Below are 15282 nucleotides of genomic sequence, written 5' to 3'. Positions count from 1 at the left end.
CGTCTCCGACCGCAACTCGTCCGCCACCTGCCTGAGCTGGTCAATCGACAGGTTCCTCAGATCAACAGGCAGGCCAACCCGGTCCAGCTCAGGAAAACGGCCGCGTGTGGGGCACGTCGCTGACGACTCGCTCATTTCTCTCAGCTCCTGCGCTCGACAACGTAACGCGCCAGATCGCGCAGTCGGTCAGCCTTGTTTCCAAAGACGTCCAGAACATCGCAGGCGCGTTGCGCAAGCTGATTCGCCGCATCCCGAGCGCCGTCAATGCCAAGGAGTGCCACAAAGGTCGACTTCTCGGCCGCCAGATCCTTACCGGCGGTCTTGCCCAGTTCTTCTTCGCTGGCCGTGGCATCCAGCACGTCATCGGCAATCTGGAACGCCGCGCCAATATCACGGCCATATTCCACGATCCGACGGCGCTCATCCGCGCTCGCCTTACCCAGAATCGCTCCCGCTTCAGCGGAATAGCGGATCAGGCAACCCGTCTTGAGCGCGTGCAGATGGCTCACTTCCTCAAGCGAAAGCGACCGTCCCTCGCCTTCCATGTCGATCATCTGCCCACCGACCATACCAGCCGCACCGGAAGCCCGCGCCAATTCCAGCACAAGCTCCACACGCACGGCGGCGTCAGGATGAGTCGCGGTCTCCGCCAGCACTTCAAAAGCGCGGGTCTGAAGGGCGTCGCCCGCCAGAATGGCCGTCGCCTCATCGAATTTGCGATGCGTGGAAGGCTGGCCACGGCGCAGATCGTCATCGTCCATGGCAGGAAGATCGTCATGCACCAGCGAATAGGCATGCAGCATCTCGACAGAGGCCGCAGCACGATAGGCGCGCTCTGCAGCCTGCGTATCGTCGCCACCAAACAGGTTTGCCACTTCCGCGACGAGATACCCACGCAGACGTTTACCACCGCCCAGTGTCGCGTAACGCATAGCGTCGATCAAGCGTGCCTCGGGTCCGTCCACACGCGGAATCAGCCGCTCAAGCATGCTCTCCACAGCGGCTGCCCGCGTTTTAAGAGAGGCGCGCAGCGCGTCGGAGACGCTTTCGGACGAGGCGGGGCTTTGGCTTGCGCCGACGTTGGTCATGACGAACTTCAATCCACGTTCCTGGTCTCCAGCGTGCCGTCAGCCCGCCGGACAATGGCCTGCACGCGCTCTTCCGCTTCGCGCAGCTTGTTCTCGCAATGCGCGCGCAGGGCGGCACCACGTTCATACGATGCGATGGCCTCTTCGAGCTTGAGTTGGCCACCTTCAAGACCGCGAACGATCCGCTCAAGTTCGGTGAGGGCGTCCTCAAAGGACAGCGAAGCAATATCGCCTGTCATGTCAGAATGGCCTCCTCATCGCTCATCAAGCCGCTGCCCTTACCCCGCGTGTCCCATCCTGCCAAGTCCGCAAGACGCGCGAACACGCTCCGGAATTAGGAAAACCGCCAGTTTTCCGCCGCGCCGTGGCACAGCGGCATCAGCCCTCCACAGGGTCCGCCTTCTTGCGGATCACGAAAGACAGAACGTCACCTTCTTCCCCGAATGCGACAAGAGCATGACCGGTCTCCTTGCAGAACGAGCGAAAATCAGAAACCGACGCACGATCCGTCGCCAGCACCCGCAGACTGTCTCCGGCACCAAGCTCACGCAACGCACGGTTGGCCTTGAGCACCGGAAGAGGGCAGTTGAACCCCCGTACATCAAGCACTGTCTCGCTCACGTCGCTCTTCCCTTCCCGTGTTTACCTGCTTTCCACGACACCCTCTCATGCAACGGAAAATTCGTTAACATCTTGAGCGTTTCGTCCAGATGAGGTTGAGGTGTCCCTGCGTGACGACAGGGGATGCACCGCTAACATGAATATCATCCGTCTTGGAATTGACCTCGGCGCCACAAAGATCGAGATCGCCGCGCTGGATCACGCGGGCAATATCATCCTCCGCCGCCGCACACCCAATCCCGGTGCCTACGAGCCCATGATGGCCGCCATCCGTGATCTGACGGATTCGGCAGTCGCAGAACTGGGTATCGGCTCCATGGGTGAGCGCCCCCCCTTGGGAGTGGGTATTCCCGGTTCGATCAATGCCAGCGATGGACTGGTGAAGAATGCCAATGCCACATGGCTGAACGGCAAGCCCTTCGCGCGTGACCTTCCCGAAGTGACCAAGCGGCTTATCCGCATTGAAAACGACGCCAACTGCTTCGCGTTGTCGGAAGCCACCGATGGAGCCGCAGCCGGACGTCCGGTGGTGCTGGGCATCATCATCGGGTCCGGTATGGGCGGCGGGATCGTGGTCGATGGTCGCCTCGTCCCCGGCCCCAACCATCTTGCCGGTGAATGCGGGCATATTCCCCTGCCGTGGGTCCGTGCCGACGAGTTCCCACTGCCGCGCTGTTTCTGCGGCAATGAAGGCTGTCTTGAGCGATTCCTCTGCGGTCCGGCGCTGGCCGCATCATGGAAAGGCGAAGGTGAGCGCAATGCCCATGGCATAGAGGACGCTGCCGATAATGGTGACGTGCGTGCACAGAAGGCACTCGACCGCTATGTCGATCACCTTGCTCGCGCCTGCGCCCTGTTCATCAACTTCCTTGACCCGGACGCCATCGTGTTCGGTGGCGGTGTTTCCAACCTCAAGAAAACGCTCGCTCGGGTGCCGCCCCTGCTCTCTCGGCACATCATCACGCCGGAATGCCGCACGGAACTGCTTGTGCACAAGCACGGGGACAGTTCAGGAGTCAGGGGAGCCGCATGGCTCTGGAACACTGCCGAGGAGATTCGCGGCTGACCGAAGCCCCCCACCCTATTCTGTGCCGGGACTGCCCGGACCTGTTCTGGCCAGATTCCCCAGTTCCACCCAGCCGCTGTCCTGTCTGCGGCTCCCGGCGACTTGTTTCCCACCCTGACCTCACGCAGCTGACCATCGCTCACATGGACTGCGACGCTTTCTTCGCCAGCGTGGAGAAGCAACGCCGTCCCGAACTGGCGGGAAAACCGCTTCTCGTGGGCGGTATCGGGGACCGGGGCGTCGTCAGCACAGCCTGTTACATCGCGCGTCTGAGCGGGGCGCGTTCGGCCATGCCCATGCGACAGGCCCGAGCCCTGTGCCCCGACGCCATCATCCTTCCTCCAGATATGGCGGCTTATCGCAGGGTGGCGGAACACATCCGCACCCTGATGCGCGATCTCACTCCACTGGTTGAAATCCGCTCGATCGACGAAGCGCTGCTCGATCTCTCAGGCACACGCCAGCTTCATGGAGCGCCCGCCTGCGTCGTACTCGCGCGACTCGCGCTCAAGGTTGAACGGGAACTGGGCGTGACCATTTCCATCGGGCTGGCGGCCAATCCCCTGATGGCCAAGCTGGCCGCCGGGCTGGACAAGCCGCGCGGGTTCGGCGTCATCGGACGGGAAGCGCGGGAATGGCTGGCCGACAAGCCCGTTCGCATTCTTCCCGGCATCGGCAAGGCACAGGAACAAAGCCTTCATCGTCTCGGCCTGACGCGGCTGGGCGCGATTGCCGCCCTGACATTGGACGAAGCCGTGCGACGCCTTGGGCCACGTGGAGCCGAGTTGCTCGCCCGTGCCCGTGGCGAAGACCGACACCGTGTTACGCCCCACCACCCGGTAAAATCCGTCAGTTCGGAAGTCACATTCGAGCGCGATATCCGCGATCCGGTCATTCTGGAACGCGAACTGTGGAAACTGTGCGAGCAGTTGGCCATGCGCCTGCGCCGTAAGGAGGTCTCGGCCACCGGCGTCTCGCTCAAGCTGCGTACAGGAGATTTTCAGACACGCACCCGCGCGGCACGGCTGCATTCGCCCACGGTGCTGCCCGATCGACTGTTTCAGGCTGGGCGCGAACTGCTACGCCCCGAAACCGGCACACAGGCTTTCCGGCTTCTCGGCATCGGCTCAAACGGCGTAGCGCCACTGGACGCCGCCGATCCACAGGATCTGGCCGACGCACGATCCGTCGATCGCGTCGCGATGCAGAAAGCCATCGACACGCTGCGCTCCCGCTTTGGGCGCGATGCCATCAAACGCGGTCGCGCGCTGGACAGCTAATCTTTCAGACGTGAAAGCTCTGACCGCAGCCGCACCGACCTTTCTCGTTCGGGTTCTCGAACACAAAGCCGGATTCGAGATCGCTCGTACGGTAATCCATCTGAGAGCCGATGAGAAAAAGGATCGCCCTGCGGTCGATCAGAACGGTAACACCTTTGTCCGTTACACGTTCATCGCCCGCTTCCCCCGCTTCAGGCACAAACGCCATATCGTAGGCATGGCCGGAACACCCCTTGGTCGAGACGGAAATACGCAGAAGCTGGCCCGCATTCGCGCCAGCATAAAGCGTGCGCAGACGGGATGCTGCAGCCTCCGAAAGTGTCATGACAGGCGGCAGTTCACGCACGGGACGCGGGGCGGTCTGTTCGGTGATTGGCTGCGTGGTCATTGTCCGTCCTTCCAGATCAGAACATGTTCAGAGCAAGACGGGCTTCATCGCTCATGCGAGACATATCCCACGGTGGATCCCACACCACATCGACATCCGCAGACGTGACACCGGGGATTTTCTCGACAGCATCCTTCACCGCAGCAGGTAATTCCTGCGCGCTCGGACAGTTGGGAGCCGTCAGCGTCATTTCGACTTTCACCCGTCCGTCATCGTGCAATTCGATCGCATAGATCAGGCCGAGTTCATAAATATTCACCGGAATCTCAGGATCATGCACGGTTGAGATCGCCTCGATCACCGCATCCTCTGATGGGACGTCGGTTGTGGGCGCCACTTCTCCCTCGGGCGTCCAATGCGCCACCTTCGGCGTTGCCGTATCCGCTGGCCCCGTTGCGACAGGCTCAGACGTCGTCTGGGTTTCTGCCGAAGTGGCCGCCTCGGTGTGAATGGTATCGGATTCCGTCATTGCGTGAGCGCCTCCCCCAGCGCCGTCCAGGGCAGTGTGGCACACCGCACGCGGGAACGGTGTGATTTCAGTGGCAGGAAGACCTCAAGAGCTGGCGGCAGAACCGCACTTTCATGGGCCTCTTCTTCCGTGGAGCCGTTTTCCAGCATATTGGAAAACCTTGCTGCCAGTTCAAGAGCCTTCGCAGGTGATTGTCCGACCACGGTCTGGGCCATCAGATCGGCCGAAGCCATACAGATGGCGCAGCCGCGTGTCTGATGCCGGATCTCGGCAATGCACGCATCGGTCGCACGGAGCGAGAGTTTCACCCGGTCCCCGCACATCGGATTGCTCCCCTGCGCCGTTCCCGTAGCTTTTTCCGTCACACCTGCGAACAAAGGCTTTCGCGCCCGCTGCACGATCTGCTCACCATAAAGATCCACCACGTTCAGCATGGCAGCGCCTTACACGAAGAACGAACGGATACGCGTGAGCGTCTGCGCCAGCACATCGATCTCCGCCTGAGTGGTGTAGACGCCGAAACTGGCGCGCGCCGTGGCCGTCAGCTCCAACCGACGCATCAGCGGTTCGGCACAGTGATGACCCGCGCGGACCGCAATGCCATTGCGGTCAAGCAGCGTCGCAATGTCGTGCGGGTGCACATCGTCCATCGTGAACGATACCACCCCGCCCCGTTCCTTCGGACGTCCGACAATGTTCAGACCGGGCACGTCCGGCAGAACCTTCAACGCGTGCGCCGTCAGCGTTGCCTCATGCGCGCCAATGGCCTCAAACCCGATATTTTCCACCCAGTCGATGGCCGTGCCCAGCCCTACCGCTTCCACGATGGCCGGTGTACCCGCCTCGAACTTTGCGGGAACCGGCGCCCATGTGGAGGCTTCGAACGTGACAGACGAAATCATGTCGCCTCCGCCGAGGAACGGCGGCATGGCGTCGAGCAGTTCGCGTCGCGCCCACAGCACCCCGATACCCGTGGGCCCATAGAGTTTGTGCCCCGTAAACGTGTAGAAATCCGCACCGAGTTCCGCGACATTGACCTTGCGATGCACGACCGCCTGGCTACCATCAAGCAGGATTTTCGCGCCAGCGTCATGCGCCATCGCGACAAGCTGCTCCGCCGGCGTCACCGTGCCCAGCACGTTGGACATATGCGTGATGGCCACAAGCGCCACCTTGCCGTCCGACAGCAGACGACCATACGCCTCAAGATCCAGATCGCCCGTATCCGTGATCGGAGCCACACGCAGTTCGATACCCACCCGATCACGCAGCATCTGCCACGGCACAAGATTGGCGTGATGCTCCATCTCGGAGATCAACACCGCCTGCCCCGGCTTCAGCAGAGAGCCAAACGAATACGCCACCAAATTGATGGCTTCGGTGCTGTTGCGCGTGAACACGATCTCTTCGCGGGAAGAGGCACCAAGAAACTCACCCACCCGCGTGCGTGCGCTTTCATACGCCTCGGTCGCCCGCTCACTCATCCAGTGCAGACCACGATGAATGTTCGCATACTGCGTACGCATCATCGTACTCATGGCGTCGATCACAACATCCGGCTTCTGCGCCGAAGCCGCGCTGTCGAGAAACACCAGCGGCTTGCCATGCACTTTCTCGGACAGGATCGGAAACTGCGCCCGCAGATGCGACAGATCGGCGCGGGTCAGTGTGTCGTGAGGAGCCATGTTCATGCTGCCTTTTCTCCCGCGCTGACCCGCGCTTTCAGCGCCCGCTCCACCCGCTGCATTAGGAACGCCCGCACAGCCTCGTCCTGCACAAGCTCCACGGTTTCCGTGAGAAACGCCTCGACCAGCATACGACGCGCCTGATCGTCAGGAATACCGCGAGCACGAAGATAGAAAAGCTGGTCTTCATCCAACGCGCCGACCGTCGCGCCGTGACTGCACTTCACATCATCCGCGTAAATTTCCAGCTCAGGCTTGGCGTCGATCTCGGCATTGGGTGAAAGCAGAAGCGCCTGATTCATCTGATACCCGTCGGTCTTCTGCGCAATGCGCTCGACCAGCACCTTGCCCTGAAACACGGCACGCGCATGATCCATCAGCACATTGCGCACGGTCTGACGGGAGATCCCGTCCGGCGCACCGTGAAGAATGACGCTGGTGATGTCTCCCACCTGCCGTGCGCCTAGAATCTGCGCGCCATTCACATGCACACTCGCGTGACTACCCCGCAGGGCTGCGTGAACCTCGTGCCGCGCCAGCACTGCGCCAAGACCCAGCGTGAAACTGTCATACGAACCGCGCGGCTCGACATCGGCGTAAACCGTCGCCAGATGCACGGCGTTTTCTGCCTCTTCCTGCACCTTCACGTGCGTCAGATGCGCATCTTCCGCCACGTCACAGCTCAGAACTGGATTGTGAAGATACATGGCCGGACCGGCATCTTCCACGGACACAGCCAATTCGAACAACGTCAGCGAAGCACCTTCACCAAGTGCGACAGCATGGCGGGGATGGAACGAAGCATCCTCGTTGCCGGCCCCCGCCACGGAAATCAGCAGAAAAGCGCCCGCCTTCACACCTGCGCCGACGGACAGACACACACCATCTTCCGCAAGAGCCGTGTTGAGCGCCACCATCGCCTCACGGTCCGGTGCGGACTGCGTTCCGAAATCCTGCGTTGTGGCAAAGGATGTGCAGGACACACCTTCTGGAAGACGTGTTGTGGAATGGGCTGCGGAAAGGCGTCCATTCACCAGCACAAGCCGCGGCAATTTTGCCAGCGCTTCCGTGTCGCCAAACAACGCAGCAAGTGCCGCAGTAACTTTCCCCTCATCCACCATTCCCGGCGTGGCAAAAGCATGCCCGGACAGCGCGCGCAGGTTGGTGTAGTGCCACGCTTCCACCTTCTGCGTGGGCAGTCCCAGACGTTCCAGCTCACCCACAGCGGCGGCGCGCACATCGTTCGTAATGCCCGTCAGACGCCCTTCAAACGGAGCAAGTCCGCGCGAAATCGGTGTAATGGCGTTCATGCCGCCTCCTTGAGAAAAGCAGTGTAGCCTTCCTCATTGATCTGCTTTGCCAGTTCCGGCCCACCACTGCGGATGATGCGTCCCTTGGCCATGACATGCACGCGGTCAGGACCGAGATAATCCAGCAGCTTCTGATGATGCGTAATCACCAGCGCAGAGAAATCCGGGGAGCGCAGGTTCTGCACACCTTCCGCTACGATCTTCAGAGCGTCCACGTCCAGTCCGCTGTCGGTTTCATCCAGAATGGCCAGTGTCGGCTTGAGCATGGTCATCTGAAGCACCTCGTTGCGCTTCTTCTCACCGCCGGAGAACCCGACATTGACGTTGCGCTTGAGCATATCATCCGACATGGAGAGATTCTTCGTCGCGGCACGCACGGCTTTGAGAAAGCCCACCGCATCCAGTTCCGCCTCGCCGCGCGCGCGGCGCACGGCATTGACGGCGGTGCGCAGGAAATTCGCGTTGTTCACACCCGGAAGTTCCACCGGTGTCTGGAAAGCCAGAAACACGCCCGCCGCCGCCCGTTCTTCCGGCTCCATCTCCAAAAGATCACGCCCTTTGAAAAGAGCTTCTCCAGCAGTGACTTCGTAGTCCTCACGTCCCGCCAGCACATAGGACAGCGTGGACTTGCCGCAGCCATTCGGCCCCATGATGGCATGGACCTCACCCGGCGGGATCACCAGATCGACGCCACGCAGGATTTCCTTCGGACCGCCTTCCGTCTCGATGCTGGCGTGCAGGCCGGAAATCTTCAGTAATTCACTCATATCTTTCACTCCCTGACCGCACACTCAGCCAACGCTGCCTTCAAGACTGATCTGGAGAAGCTTTTGCGCCTCCACAGCGAATTCCATCGGCAGTTCCTTCAGCACATCCTTGCAGAAGCCATTGACGATCAATCCCACCGCATCTTCTTCGGACAACCCGCGCTGGCGGCAATAAAACATCTGGTCCTCGGAAATCTTCGAGGTCGTGGCTTCATGTTCCACACGCGCCGTCATGTTGCGGTTCTCAATGTAGGGCACCGTGTGCGCCCCGCACTGATCGCCGATCAGAAGACTGTCGCACTGCGTGAAGTTCCGCGCACCCGACGCTTTGGGCATGATCTTCACCTGCCCGCGATAGGTGCTGTCGGATTTTCCGGCGCTGATGGTCTTGGCAATGATCGTGGAGCGCGTGTTGCGTCCCAGATGGATCATCTTGGTGCCGGTATCGGCCTGCTGATGGTTGTTGGTCACAGCCACCGAGTAGAACTCGCCCACCGAACCTTCACCCTGCAGAATGCAGGACGGATACTTCCACGTCACCGCCGACCCGGTTTCCACCTGCGTCCATGAAATACGTGAGCGCGCCCCACGACAGGCGCCACGCTTGGTGACGAAATTGTAGATACCGCCGCGCCCGTTCTCATCGCCCGGATACCAGTTCTGAACGGTGCTGTATTTGATCTTGGCGTCTTCCATCGCCACGAGTTCAACCACGGCGGCATGAAGCTGGTTCTCGTCACGCATCGGAGCGGTGCAGCCCTCAAGATAGGAGACGGACGCACCGTCTTCCACCACGATCAGGGTACGCTCGAACTGGCCCGTGTTGCGGGCATTGATACGGAAATAGGTGGACAGTTCCATCGGGCAGCGCACGCCCTTGGGCACGAACACGAACGATCCGTCTGTAAAGACAGCCGAGTTCAGCGCCGCGAAGAAATTGTCCGCCACCGGCACCACGCTCCCGAGATACTGACGCACGAGATCGGGATAATCACGGATAGCTTCCGAGATCGGGCAGAAAATCACACCCGCTTCCGAGAGGGTTTTGCGGAAGGTCGTGGCAACCGACACACTGTCGAACACCGCATCGACCGCAACCGGAAGACGCGCCTCCTCCCCTTCCGGGACTTCCACACCGGCCAGCATCGCCTGCTCATGCAAGGGGATGCCAAGCTTCTCGTATGTGCGGAGCAGTTCCGGGTCCACCTCGTCGAGAGACTTCGGTCCCGCCTTCTTCTTCGGCGCGGCGTAATAATGCGCGTCCTGATAGTCGATGGGCGGATAGGACACGTGCGCCCAGGTCGGCTCCTTCATCTTCAGCCAGGAACGATAGGCCTCAAGGCGCCATTCGAGCATCCACTCGGGCTCTTCCTTGCGCGTCGAGATCAGACGGATGATGTCTTCGTTCAGACCTTTCGGCGCGAAGTCCATCTCGATGTCGGTCTCGAAGCCCCACTTATAGGAGGACTGGCCGAGCTTTTCGACCTGCTCACGGGTTTCAGTAACGGCTGGCATGACCCATCATCCTCCCAACGCCCCGACCGTCTCGGTCGCTGTCTTCTTTTCTCGCACGGCGGTCTCGTCCGGCAATGCCGGTCCCACGCATGGCCGTCGTGCCGATGCGCTCATTTCCGCCATTCTGGCAATCGATATGCCCGCAAGAGCCGCTCGGATGGCCTCATTGACCACTTCCCAGCTCCCATAAAGCGCGCAGTCCGCCCCATTGTCGCAACCGGCCCCGCCATTGACACAGGCGGTCAGGGCAATCGGTCCATCCACAGCCGCAATCACCCGCGCAATGGAAATATCCCGCTGCGGCATGGCCAGCCGGTACCCCCCGCGCGCGCCACGCTGGGACACCACCAGACCATTGGCTGCGAGTGTTTTGAGCACTTTCGCCACGGTCGGCTCCGGCACGCCTGTCCCCGTCGCAATGGCTGAGGACGTCACGACATCTTCGTGCCGCCCCAGTTCCACGAGGGTGAGGACGGCATAATCGGCCAATTTCGATAGCCTGAGCATGGTTCCCATCCGGTGTGACGGCCCTTTGGACCTATTGTGGACCGCATAGGTCCTGTTTCAGAACACAGATGAGGCCGTGACCCCGCCACGTCAAGCTCAAAGCTGCGCGAGGGACGTGCGCGGGACGCATGCGGCGTCCCGCTTCCGTGGCGTAGCGTCAACCGAACGCGCCAACCCCGTGGACGATGGCCACGCTGATTTCACGCATGATCTGGAACATCTCCCGCATGGGGCGGAAAATCTCTTCATGTTCCTGACGGTAGGAGTTGTCCGCCTGCGGCCCGGCGGGCTCGTGAAAATCCAGATCCGGCTTGCTGCCTGCCAGCGGAAAGACCGCGTCGAGTTCCCGCAGCACCGAGGGGATTTCCAGACACAGAATACGCTGCATCATCACTTCGCGAGTGAAGTTGCCGCGTGGCATAAAAAACGGAACACGGGTGGCCAGCAGCCAGATACGCTCGATCAGCGCGATACGGATGGCGTGCAACAATCTCTCGGGCTGGGCCATGGTGGGGGCATCTGGCCACGCCGCGCGCAAGGCCAGATGATCGGCCTGAATACGGCGGAACATGGATTGCGTGTCGGCCCAGAAATCCAACTTTTCCAGATCGTGCATCACCGAAAGATAGCGCTCACGCTGAGAGGCTTTGGCTTCCACCGTCGCCCGATCCAGCCAATAACCGGGATCGAGTAGCCACACGACACTGCGCAACACCTGATCGTTCGAGTGAGTCAGCGCATGTGCCGCGAAATCCAGCGCACGGCGGAAACGGGGACTATCGCCCAGAAAGGTTTCGAAAGTCTCGGGATGGCGGCGTGCCGCCGACCCCAATCCCTGCACCGTATTCGCCAGCCAGCCAAGCTGCTGGAGAATAGCGTTGTTGGGAATGGCGCGAAGCTGCCCCGGATGCGTGATACGCGGCGTGACTCCACGCCCCTCGCTCTGTCGCGCCGCCGGACGCGAACCTGTCTTGTCGATCAGCGATGGCCCGAACGCGCCCAGCACATCGGCATATCCACGATCCGCCACCAGTTCCGTCATGGCATCGGCAATGGTGGAGAAGAAATCCGCGGAGAAATCCGGCTGGTCATAGACCGGATCCCCCTGTCGCTGGGGGGGCGCGAACACATGCTCGGCAATCGTGATCACGCTGGCCGTCGCCAGTTCGGGCGTGCCGAACAGCAGATAACCGTCACCGCCCTGAAACGCGCTTTCCTCACGCCACTTCACATTGCGTTCGGCAAAACGCGCCCGCACATGATCGGGAGAGAGATAGGCCAGACGGTCCGCCAGGCGGAAGGGGTGCCCGCCGCGCCCGACACTCTCGCCATGCGTATCGAACAGGATGACCTCAATGTCTTCCAAATCCCACTTGCGCAGAAGATCGAGGATTTTCAGCCGTAGCCGCTCGATCAGATACGTGGCCGCAAGCTGTCCGACATATCGGCCCGAGTCGGAATAACCGAACTGGAGGCTCAACCGTCCCGTCGCGCGCAGATAGGCGCGCCAGTGCGGAGAGCGGAGCGCTTCCTCAATGATCTGTGCGCCGCCCATCAACGCCTCGCGCGTCTCGAACAGCGGCGAGATTTCGATCTTTTCCGCGATCCCGAAATGCCGGGCCAGCCAGAGCGCCGAAAGCAGCGTGTAACCGCTTTCCGTCTCCGCAATCAGGAAACGGATGGGCGTTGCGGAATCGATGTGCTTGACGATCTGCGCGATGGTCATCATCAGCCGCGCGGCCGAGGCCTGCTCGACCAGCAGCGCGCCAAAATCCACCGGCACGGCCTGCACTGTCTCCAGGGCTTCGTTGATACGCGCCAGCAGAGCGCGGCGATGCGCAGGGTCAGCCGGGTCATCGGTCAGGCGCAGACGCTGACGGATGACGTTATGGATCTGGGTGGCGTTCAACCGTGTATGACTGTGTGAGGCGGACATACCGTGTGCGAGGAAACCGGCACGGGCCACGGCCAAAGTCAACGCCGCCTGAGGCTCGGCGGTATCGATGGCGTCCTGAAGCGCATCCGCCAGCACCATCGGATCGGCAATGGCGTCGTTGGCATGCTCCACCAGCAGTTTGGCGAATTCCGCTGTCTCGACCTCATCGCCGCTCTTGGGACACGCCGCGATCTGGGCCTCCACCGTATAGCAGGCACGGACCAGCCGTGACTGGAGCGTTGCCGCCTCTACCCCGCTTGCAGCGACCTGAGCGCGAAGTCGTTGGATCTGAAAAAGCTTCATGCGCAGACGCAGGCGCAGCGTGTCCCACCAGCCGATATCGGTGCGCCCATCCGTGTCGTATCCCACCCAACTGGTCATCACGACAGGACGCGGAACAAGGGTGGACCATGATTCCGGCCATTTCTCCCGTGCGTGTGTCAGCAGGCTTTCGGTCAGTTGATCGAGCGCATCGCGTCCCCGCAGAATGGCGGCGGACGCCAGCCCGAACTCCTCTTCCAGCGTTGGCGGACCGTTGCGACGATGCGTTTCGAAAAACGGAGCGTCCTCCAGCGGCTCGGGCGCGGACGCAATAGTCGCGAGTGCCGCATAGACCTCGTTGGAGAGCGCAAAAGTGGGGTGAGCCGTGAACACGGCGGCAAAGCGGATGCGCTCCACCTGCTGCCGAAAGGTTGCCAGCGCTTCGGCTTCCGGCTTTCCCGCTGATGCTTCCGCCGTTTTCTCGATGACGAGACGCACCAATCCGTCCAGACGGCTTGCCGTGTCGGACACATTCGTCCCGCCGGGATAACGGTGTAACCGCGTGGCCCGACGCAAAAAGGCATCGTCACGCAGGCGGCGGGTGACGGCCGCGAGATCGGCTATCGTGAGCGTCTGTTTCTCCAGCATGGCGGAGACCTGCCATGACATGGACAGCACATCGTTGCTGCTGACTTCCGCCGGTTTGATCTCTTCGACATCTCCGCCCGGCTGCGCCTGCGGGCAGCCCAGCGCCAGCACGGCGCGCGCAGCGGACGAAAGATTTTCGTCACGCGCAGGAGTGGAGGAAATGTCACGCTGAACCATGCAGACCGGCCTTCTCGTGCAACGGGGAAAGAATATCGCCATTAAAGACGATACGGAAAAGTAACTTTCATCCGATCACGTCCGGTAAGGTTTGGGAAGGCTTCACGTCGATGCTATCCAGCACGTGATGAACACACGCCCTCTTACCGACGACGAAGCCCGGCACGCTCTCACCCGCCAGAAACGGGCCGCGACCGGGCTTCTGGCCTTCATGGGAGGGCTGACGGCAGTGGGCTATCTCGCCCCACTCTATGGCTGGGTCTCCGAGAATCTGTGGCTCGACACGTTGCGCGCCGGCGCCAAGGCCGGAGTGGTAGGCGGGCTGGCGGACTGGTTTGCCGTCACGGCCCTCTTCCGGCACCCGATGGGACTGCCCATTCCCCACACGGCCATCATCCCCGCCCAGAAAGAACGACTCGGACGTGCGCTCGGGCGTTTCGTGACGACGCAGGTGTTCACGGAAGAAGAAGTGGACCGGGTTCTCGCCCGCATCGACCTTCCCGGCTTCGTGGGACGTCTCCTCTCGGACCCGGCCACGGCCGCGACACTGACCAGCGGGCTGGTCGGGGCGGTGCCCCAGTTACTGGAGCGGCTGGAGGATGGACGTGCCAGCGCCGCCGTGGACCGTACGCTGCCCCTGTTGCTGGGCGGAAGCAATCTCGCACCGGTCATCGCCCGCGGCCTGCGGGCGCTGGTGGACGGCAACCATCATCAGGAAGTTCTGACTTTTCTTCTGCAACAACTGAAGTCCGGGCTACAGGCGCGCGAACCGGCCCTGCGCACCATGATCGAGGAGCGGGTGCGCGAGCAGGGAGGGCGCCTGCTTGGATGGGCCATCGGCGGCTCGATTGCCAGCAAGGTGCTGGTTGCCGCCAGCGAAGAGCTCGATCGCATCAATCCCGATGATTCCTCCATTCGGGAAGGGTTCACGGCATGGGTCCACAGCGAGATCGATCGGCTCGAGAACGACCCGAAACGGGCCGATGATCTCTCTCAGGTGCTCAAGGCGGTATTCTCGCATGAGACGATGCAGACATGGGGCACGGATATCTGGGCGCGTGTAAAACGCATGATCGGCACCGATCTTGAGCGCGAAGATGGCTGGTCCGCGACCCTTATCCGTGAGGCGCTTTTTCGGCTGGCGGCACAGGCGCAGGACGATCCCGCCATGCGCGCGCGTATCAAGGAGACGGCCCGTAAAAGCGTGCACCGCTCCCTGCCCTATCTGCGCGAGCATCTTTCCAATTTCATCGCGTCTGTCGTGGGCAACTGGGACGCCGTGAGTGTCTCGGAAAAGCTGGAACTGCGGGTTGGACGCGATCTGCAATATGTGCGCGTCAACGGCACTCTGGTTGGCTTTGGCGTGGGCGCGCTGCTCTCGCTTTTCCTCGAACTCGTCTTTGGGGTAACGGGTCAGTAACCCTTTATCCCCATTAGATTTTCCGCGCGGTCTATGCCGCCGTGATTCCGTCTGTTACGGTAGCGCCGCAAGGACAGCCGTTTGGCCTGTCCTCATCATCTTGGCCCGATGCAGGGCCAGACAACCACAGCAGGGATTCCATTC

The 15282-nt window shown here is 61.5% G+C and carries 15 protein-coding genes; 3 read left to right on the top strand and 12 right to left on the bottom strand.

Going from position 1 to position 15282, the window contains the following annotated elements:
• Window positions 1-140: 140 nt before the first annotated feature.
• The 3 genes from GOB87_RS05570 to GOB87_RS05560 all read right to left on the bottom strand — a co-directional run bounded on the left by GOB87_RS05570 (window position 141) and on the right by GOB87_RS05560 (window position 1709).
• The gene (locus GOB87_RS05570) at window positions 141-1088 is read right to left on the bottom strand and encodes a polyprenyl synthetase family protein (RefSeq protein WP_166313620.1); all 948 of its coding nucleotides are present in this window, start codon (window positions 1086-1088) and stop codon (window positions 141-143) included.
• A gap of 8 nt (window positions 1089-1096) precedes the next feature.
• A complete protein-coding gene (locus GOB87_RS05565) occupies window positions 1097-1327 on the bottom strand; it encodes an exodeoxyribonuclease VII small subunit (RefSeq protein WP_166313618.1) in 231 nt (76 codons plus the stop codon).
• Between the two features lie 139 nt (window positions 1328-1466).
• Window positions 1467-1709 carry a sulfurtransferase TusA family protein gene (locus GOB87_RS05560; protein ID WP_166313616.1) on the bottom strand — a complete coding sequence of 81 codons (243 nt, stop codon included), beginning with the start codon at window positions 1707-1709 and terminating at the stop codon, window positions 1467-1469.
• Between the two features lie 136 nt (window positions 1710-1845).
• Between GOB87_RS05560 and GOB87_RS05555 the strand changes: the two genes are divergently transcribed.
• The gene (locus tag GOB87_RS05555; RefSeq protein ID WP_166313614.1) at window positions 1846-2775 is read left to right on the top strand and encodes an ROK family protein; all 930 of its coding nucleotides are present in this window, start codon (window positions 1846-1848) and stop codon (window positions 2773-2775) included.
• Window positions 2679-4055, top strand: a complete 1377-nt coding sequence (locus GOB87_RS05550) for a DNA polymerase IV (RefSeq protein ID WP_373320672.1) — start codon at window positions 2679-2681, stop codon at window positions 4053-4055. The genes GOB87_RS05555 and GOB87_RS05550 overlap by 97 nt, the downstream gene beginning before the upstream one ends.
• Before the next feature lie 4 nt (window positions 4056-4059).
• Here GOB87_RS05550 and GOB87_RS05545 read toward each other — a convergent pair whose 3' ends face one another.
• The 9 genes from GOB87_RS05545 to GOB87_RS05505 form a co-directional block, all read right to left on the bottom strand.
• Complete coding sequence (locus GOB87_RS05545) at window positions 4060-4443, bottom strand: HesB/IscA family protein (protein WP_166313610.1); 384 nt, start codon at window positions 4441-4443, stop codon at window positions 4060-4062.
• A 16-nt stretch (window positions 4444-4459) separates the two neighbouring features.
• Window positions 4460-4912 (bottom strand): SUF system Fe-S cluster assembly protein, encoded by a 453-nt coding sequence (locus tag GOB87_RS05540; protein WP_194303218.1) that lies wholly within the window; start codon window positions 4910-4912, stop codon window positions 4460-4462.
• On the bottom strand, window positions 4909-5346 hold the full coding sequence (gene sufU, locus GOB87_RS05535) for a Fe-S cluster assembly sulfur transfer protein SufU (RefSeq protein ID WP_166313608.1): 438 nt from the start codon (window positions 5344-5346) through the stop codon (window positions 4909-4911). Before sufU ends, GOB87_RS05540 begins: the two co-directional genes overlap by 4 nt.
• Before the next feature lie 9 nt (window positions 5347-5355).
• The gene (locus GOB87_RS05530; protein WP_166313606.1) at window positions 5356-6603 is read right to left on the bottom strand and encodes an aminotransferase class V-fold PLP-dependent enzyme; all 1248 of its coding nucleotides are present in this window, start codon (window positions 6601-6603) and stop codon (window positions 5356-5358) included.
• Window positions 6600-7907, bottom strand: a complete 1308-nt coding sequence (sufD, locus tag GOB87_RS05525) for a Fe-S cluster assembly protein SufD (RefSeq protein ID WP_166313604.1) — start codon at window positions 7905-7907, stop codon at window positions 6600-6602. The genes GOB87_RS05530 and sufD overlap by 4 nt, the downstream gene beginning before the upstream one ends.
• Window positions 7904-8674, bottom strand: a complete 771-nt coding sequence (gene sufC, locus GOB87_RS05520; protein ID WP_166313602.1) for a Fe-S cluster assembly ATPase SufC — start codon at window positions 8672-8674, stop codon at window positions 7904-7906. Before sufC ends, sufD begins: the two co-directional genes overlap by 4 nt.
• A gap of 24 nt (window positions 8675-8698) precedes the next feature.
• Entirely contained in the window at window positions 8699-10189 is a 1491-nt protein-coding gene (gene sufB, locus GOB87_RS05515; RefSeq protein ID WP_166313600.1) for a Fe-S cluster assembly protein SufB, read from the bottom strand.
• A 6-nt stretch (window positions 10190-10195) separates the two neighbouring features.
• The gene (locus tag GOB87_RS05510; RefSeq protein ID WP_166313598.1) at window positions 10196-10696 is read right to left on the bottom strand and encodes an SUF system Fe-S cluster assembly regulator; all 501 of its coding nucleotides are present in this window, start codon (window positions 10694-10696) and stop codon (window positions 10196-10198) included.
• Between the two features lie 157 nt (window positions 10697-10853).
• Window positions 10854-13718 (bottom strand): phosphoenolpyruvate carboxylase, encoded by a 2865-nt coding sequence (locus GOB87_RS05505; RefSeq protein WP_166313596.1) that lies wholly within the window; start codon window positions 13716-13718, stop codon window positions 10854-10856.
• A 127-nt stretch (window positions 13719-13845) separates the two neighbouring features.
• Between GOB87_RS05505 and GOB87_RS05500 the strand changes: the two genes are divergently transcribed.
• Window positions 13846-15138: a DUF445 domain-containing protein gene (locus GOB87_RS05500; protein WP_166313594.1), complete on the top strand. Its 1293-nt coding sequence runs from the start codon at window positions 13846-13848 to the stop codon at window positions 15136-15138.
• Window positions 15139-15282: the final 144 nt, after the last annotated feature.

Origin of the sequence: Acetobacter estunensis, from assembly GCF_011516945.1 — a bacterium.
In the GTDB taxonomy this organism is placed as follows: domain Bacteria; phylum Pseudomonadota; class Alphaproteobacteria; order Acetobacterales; family Acetobacteraceae; genus Acetobacter; species Acetobacter estunensis.
This window is presented reverse-complemented; position numbering and strand designations above follow the sequence as displayed.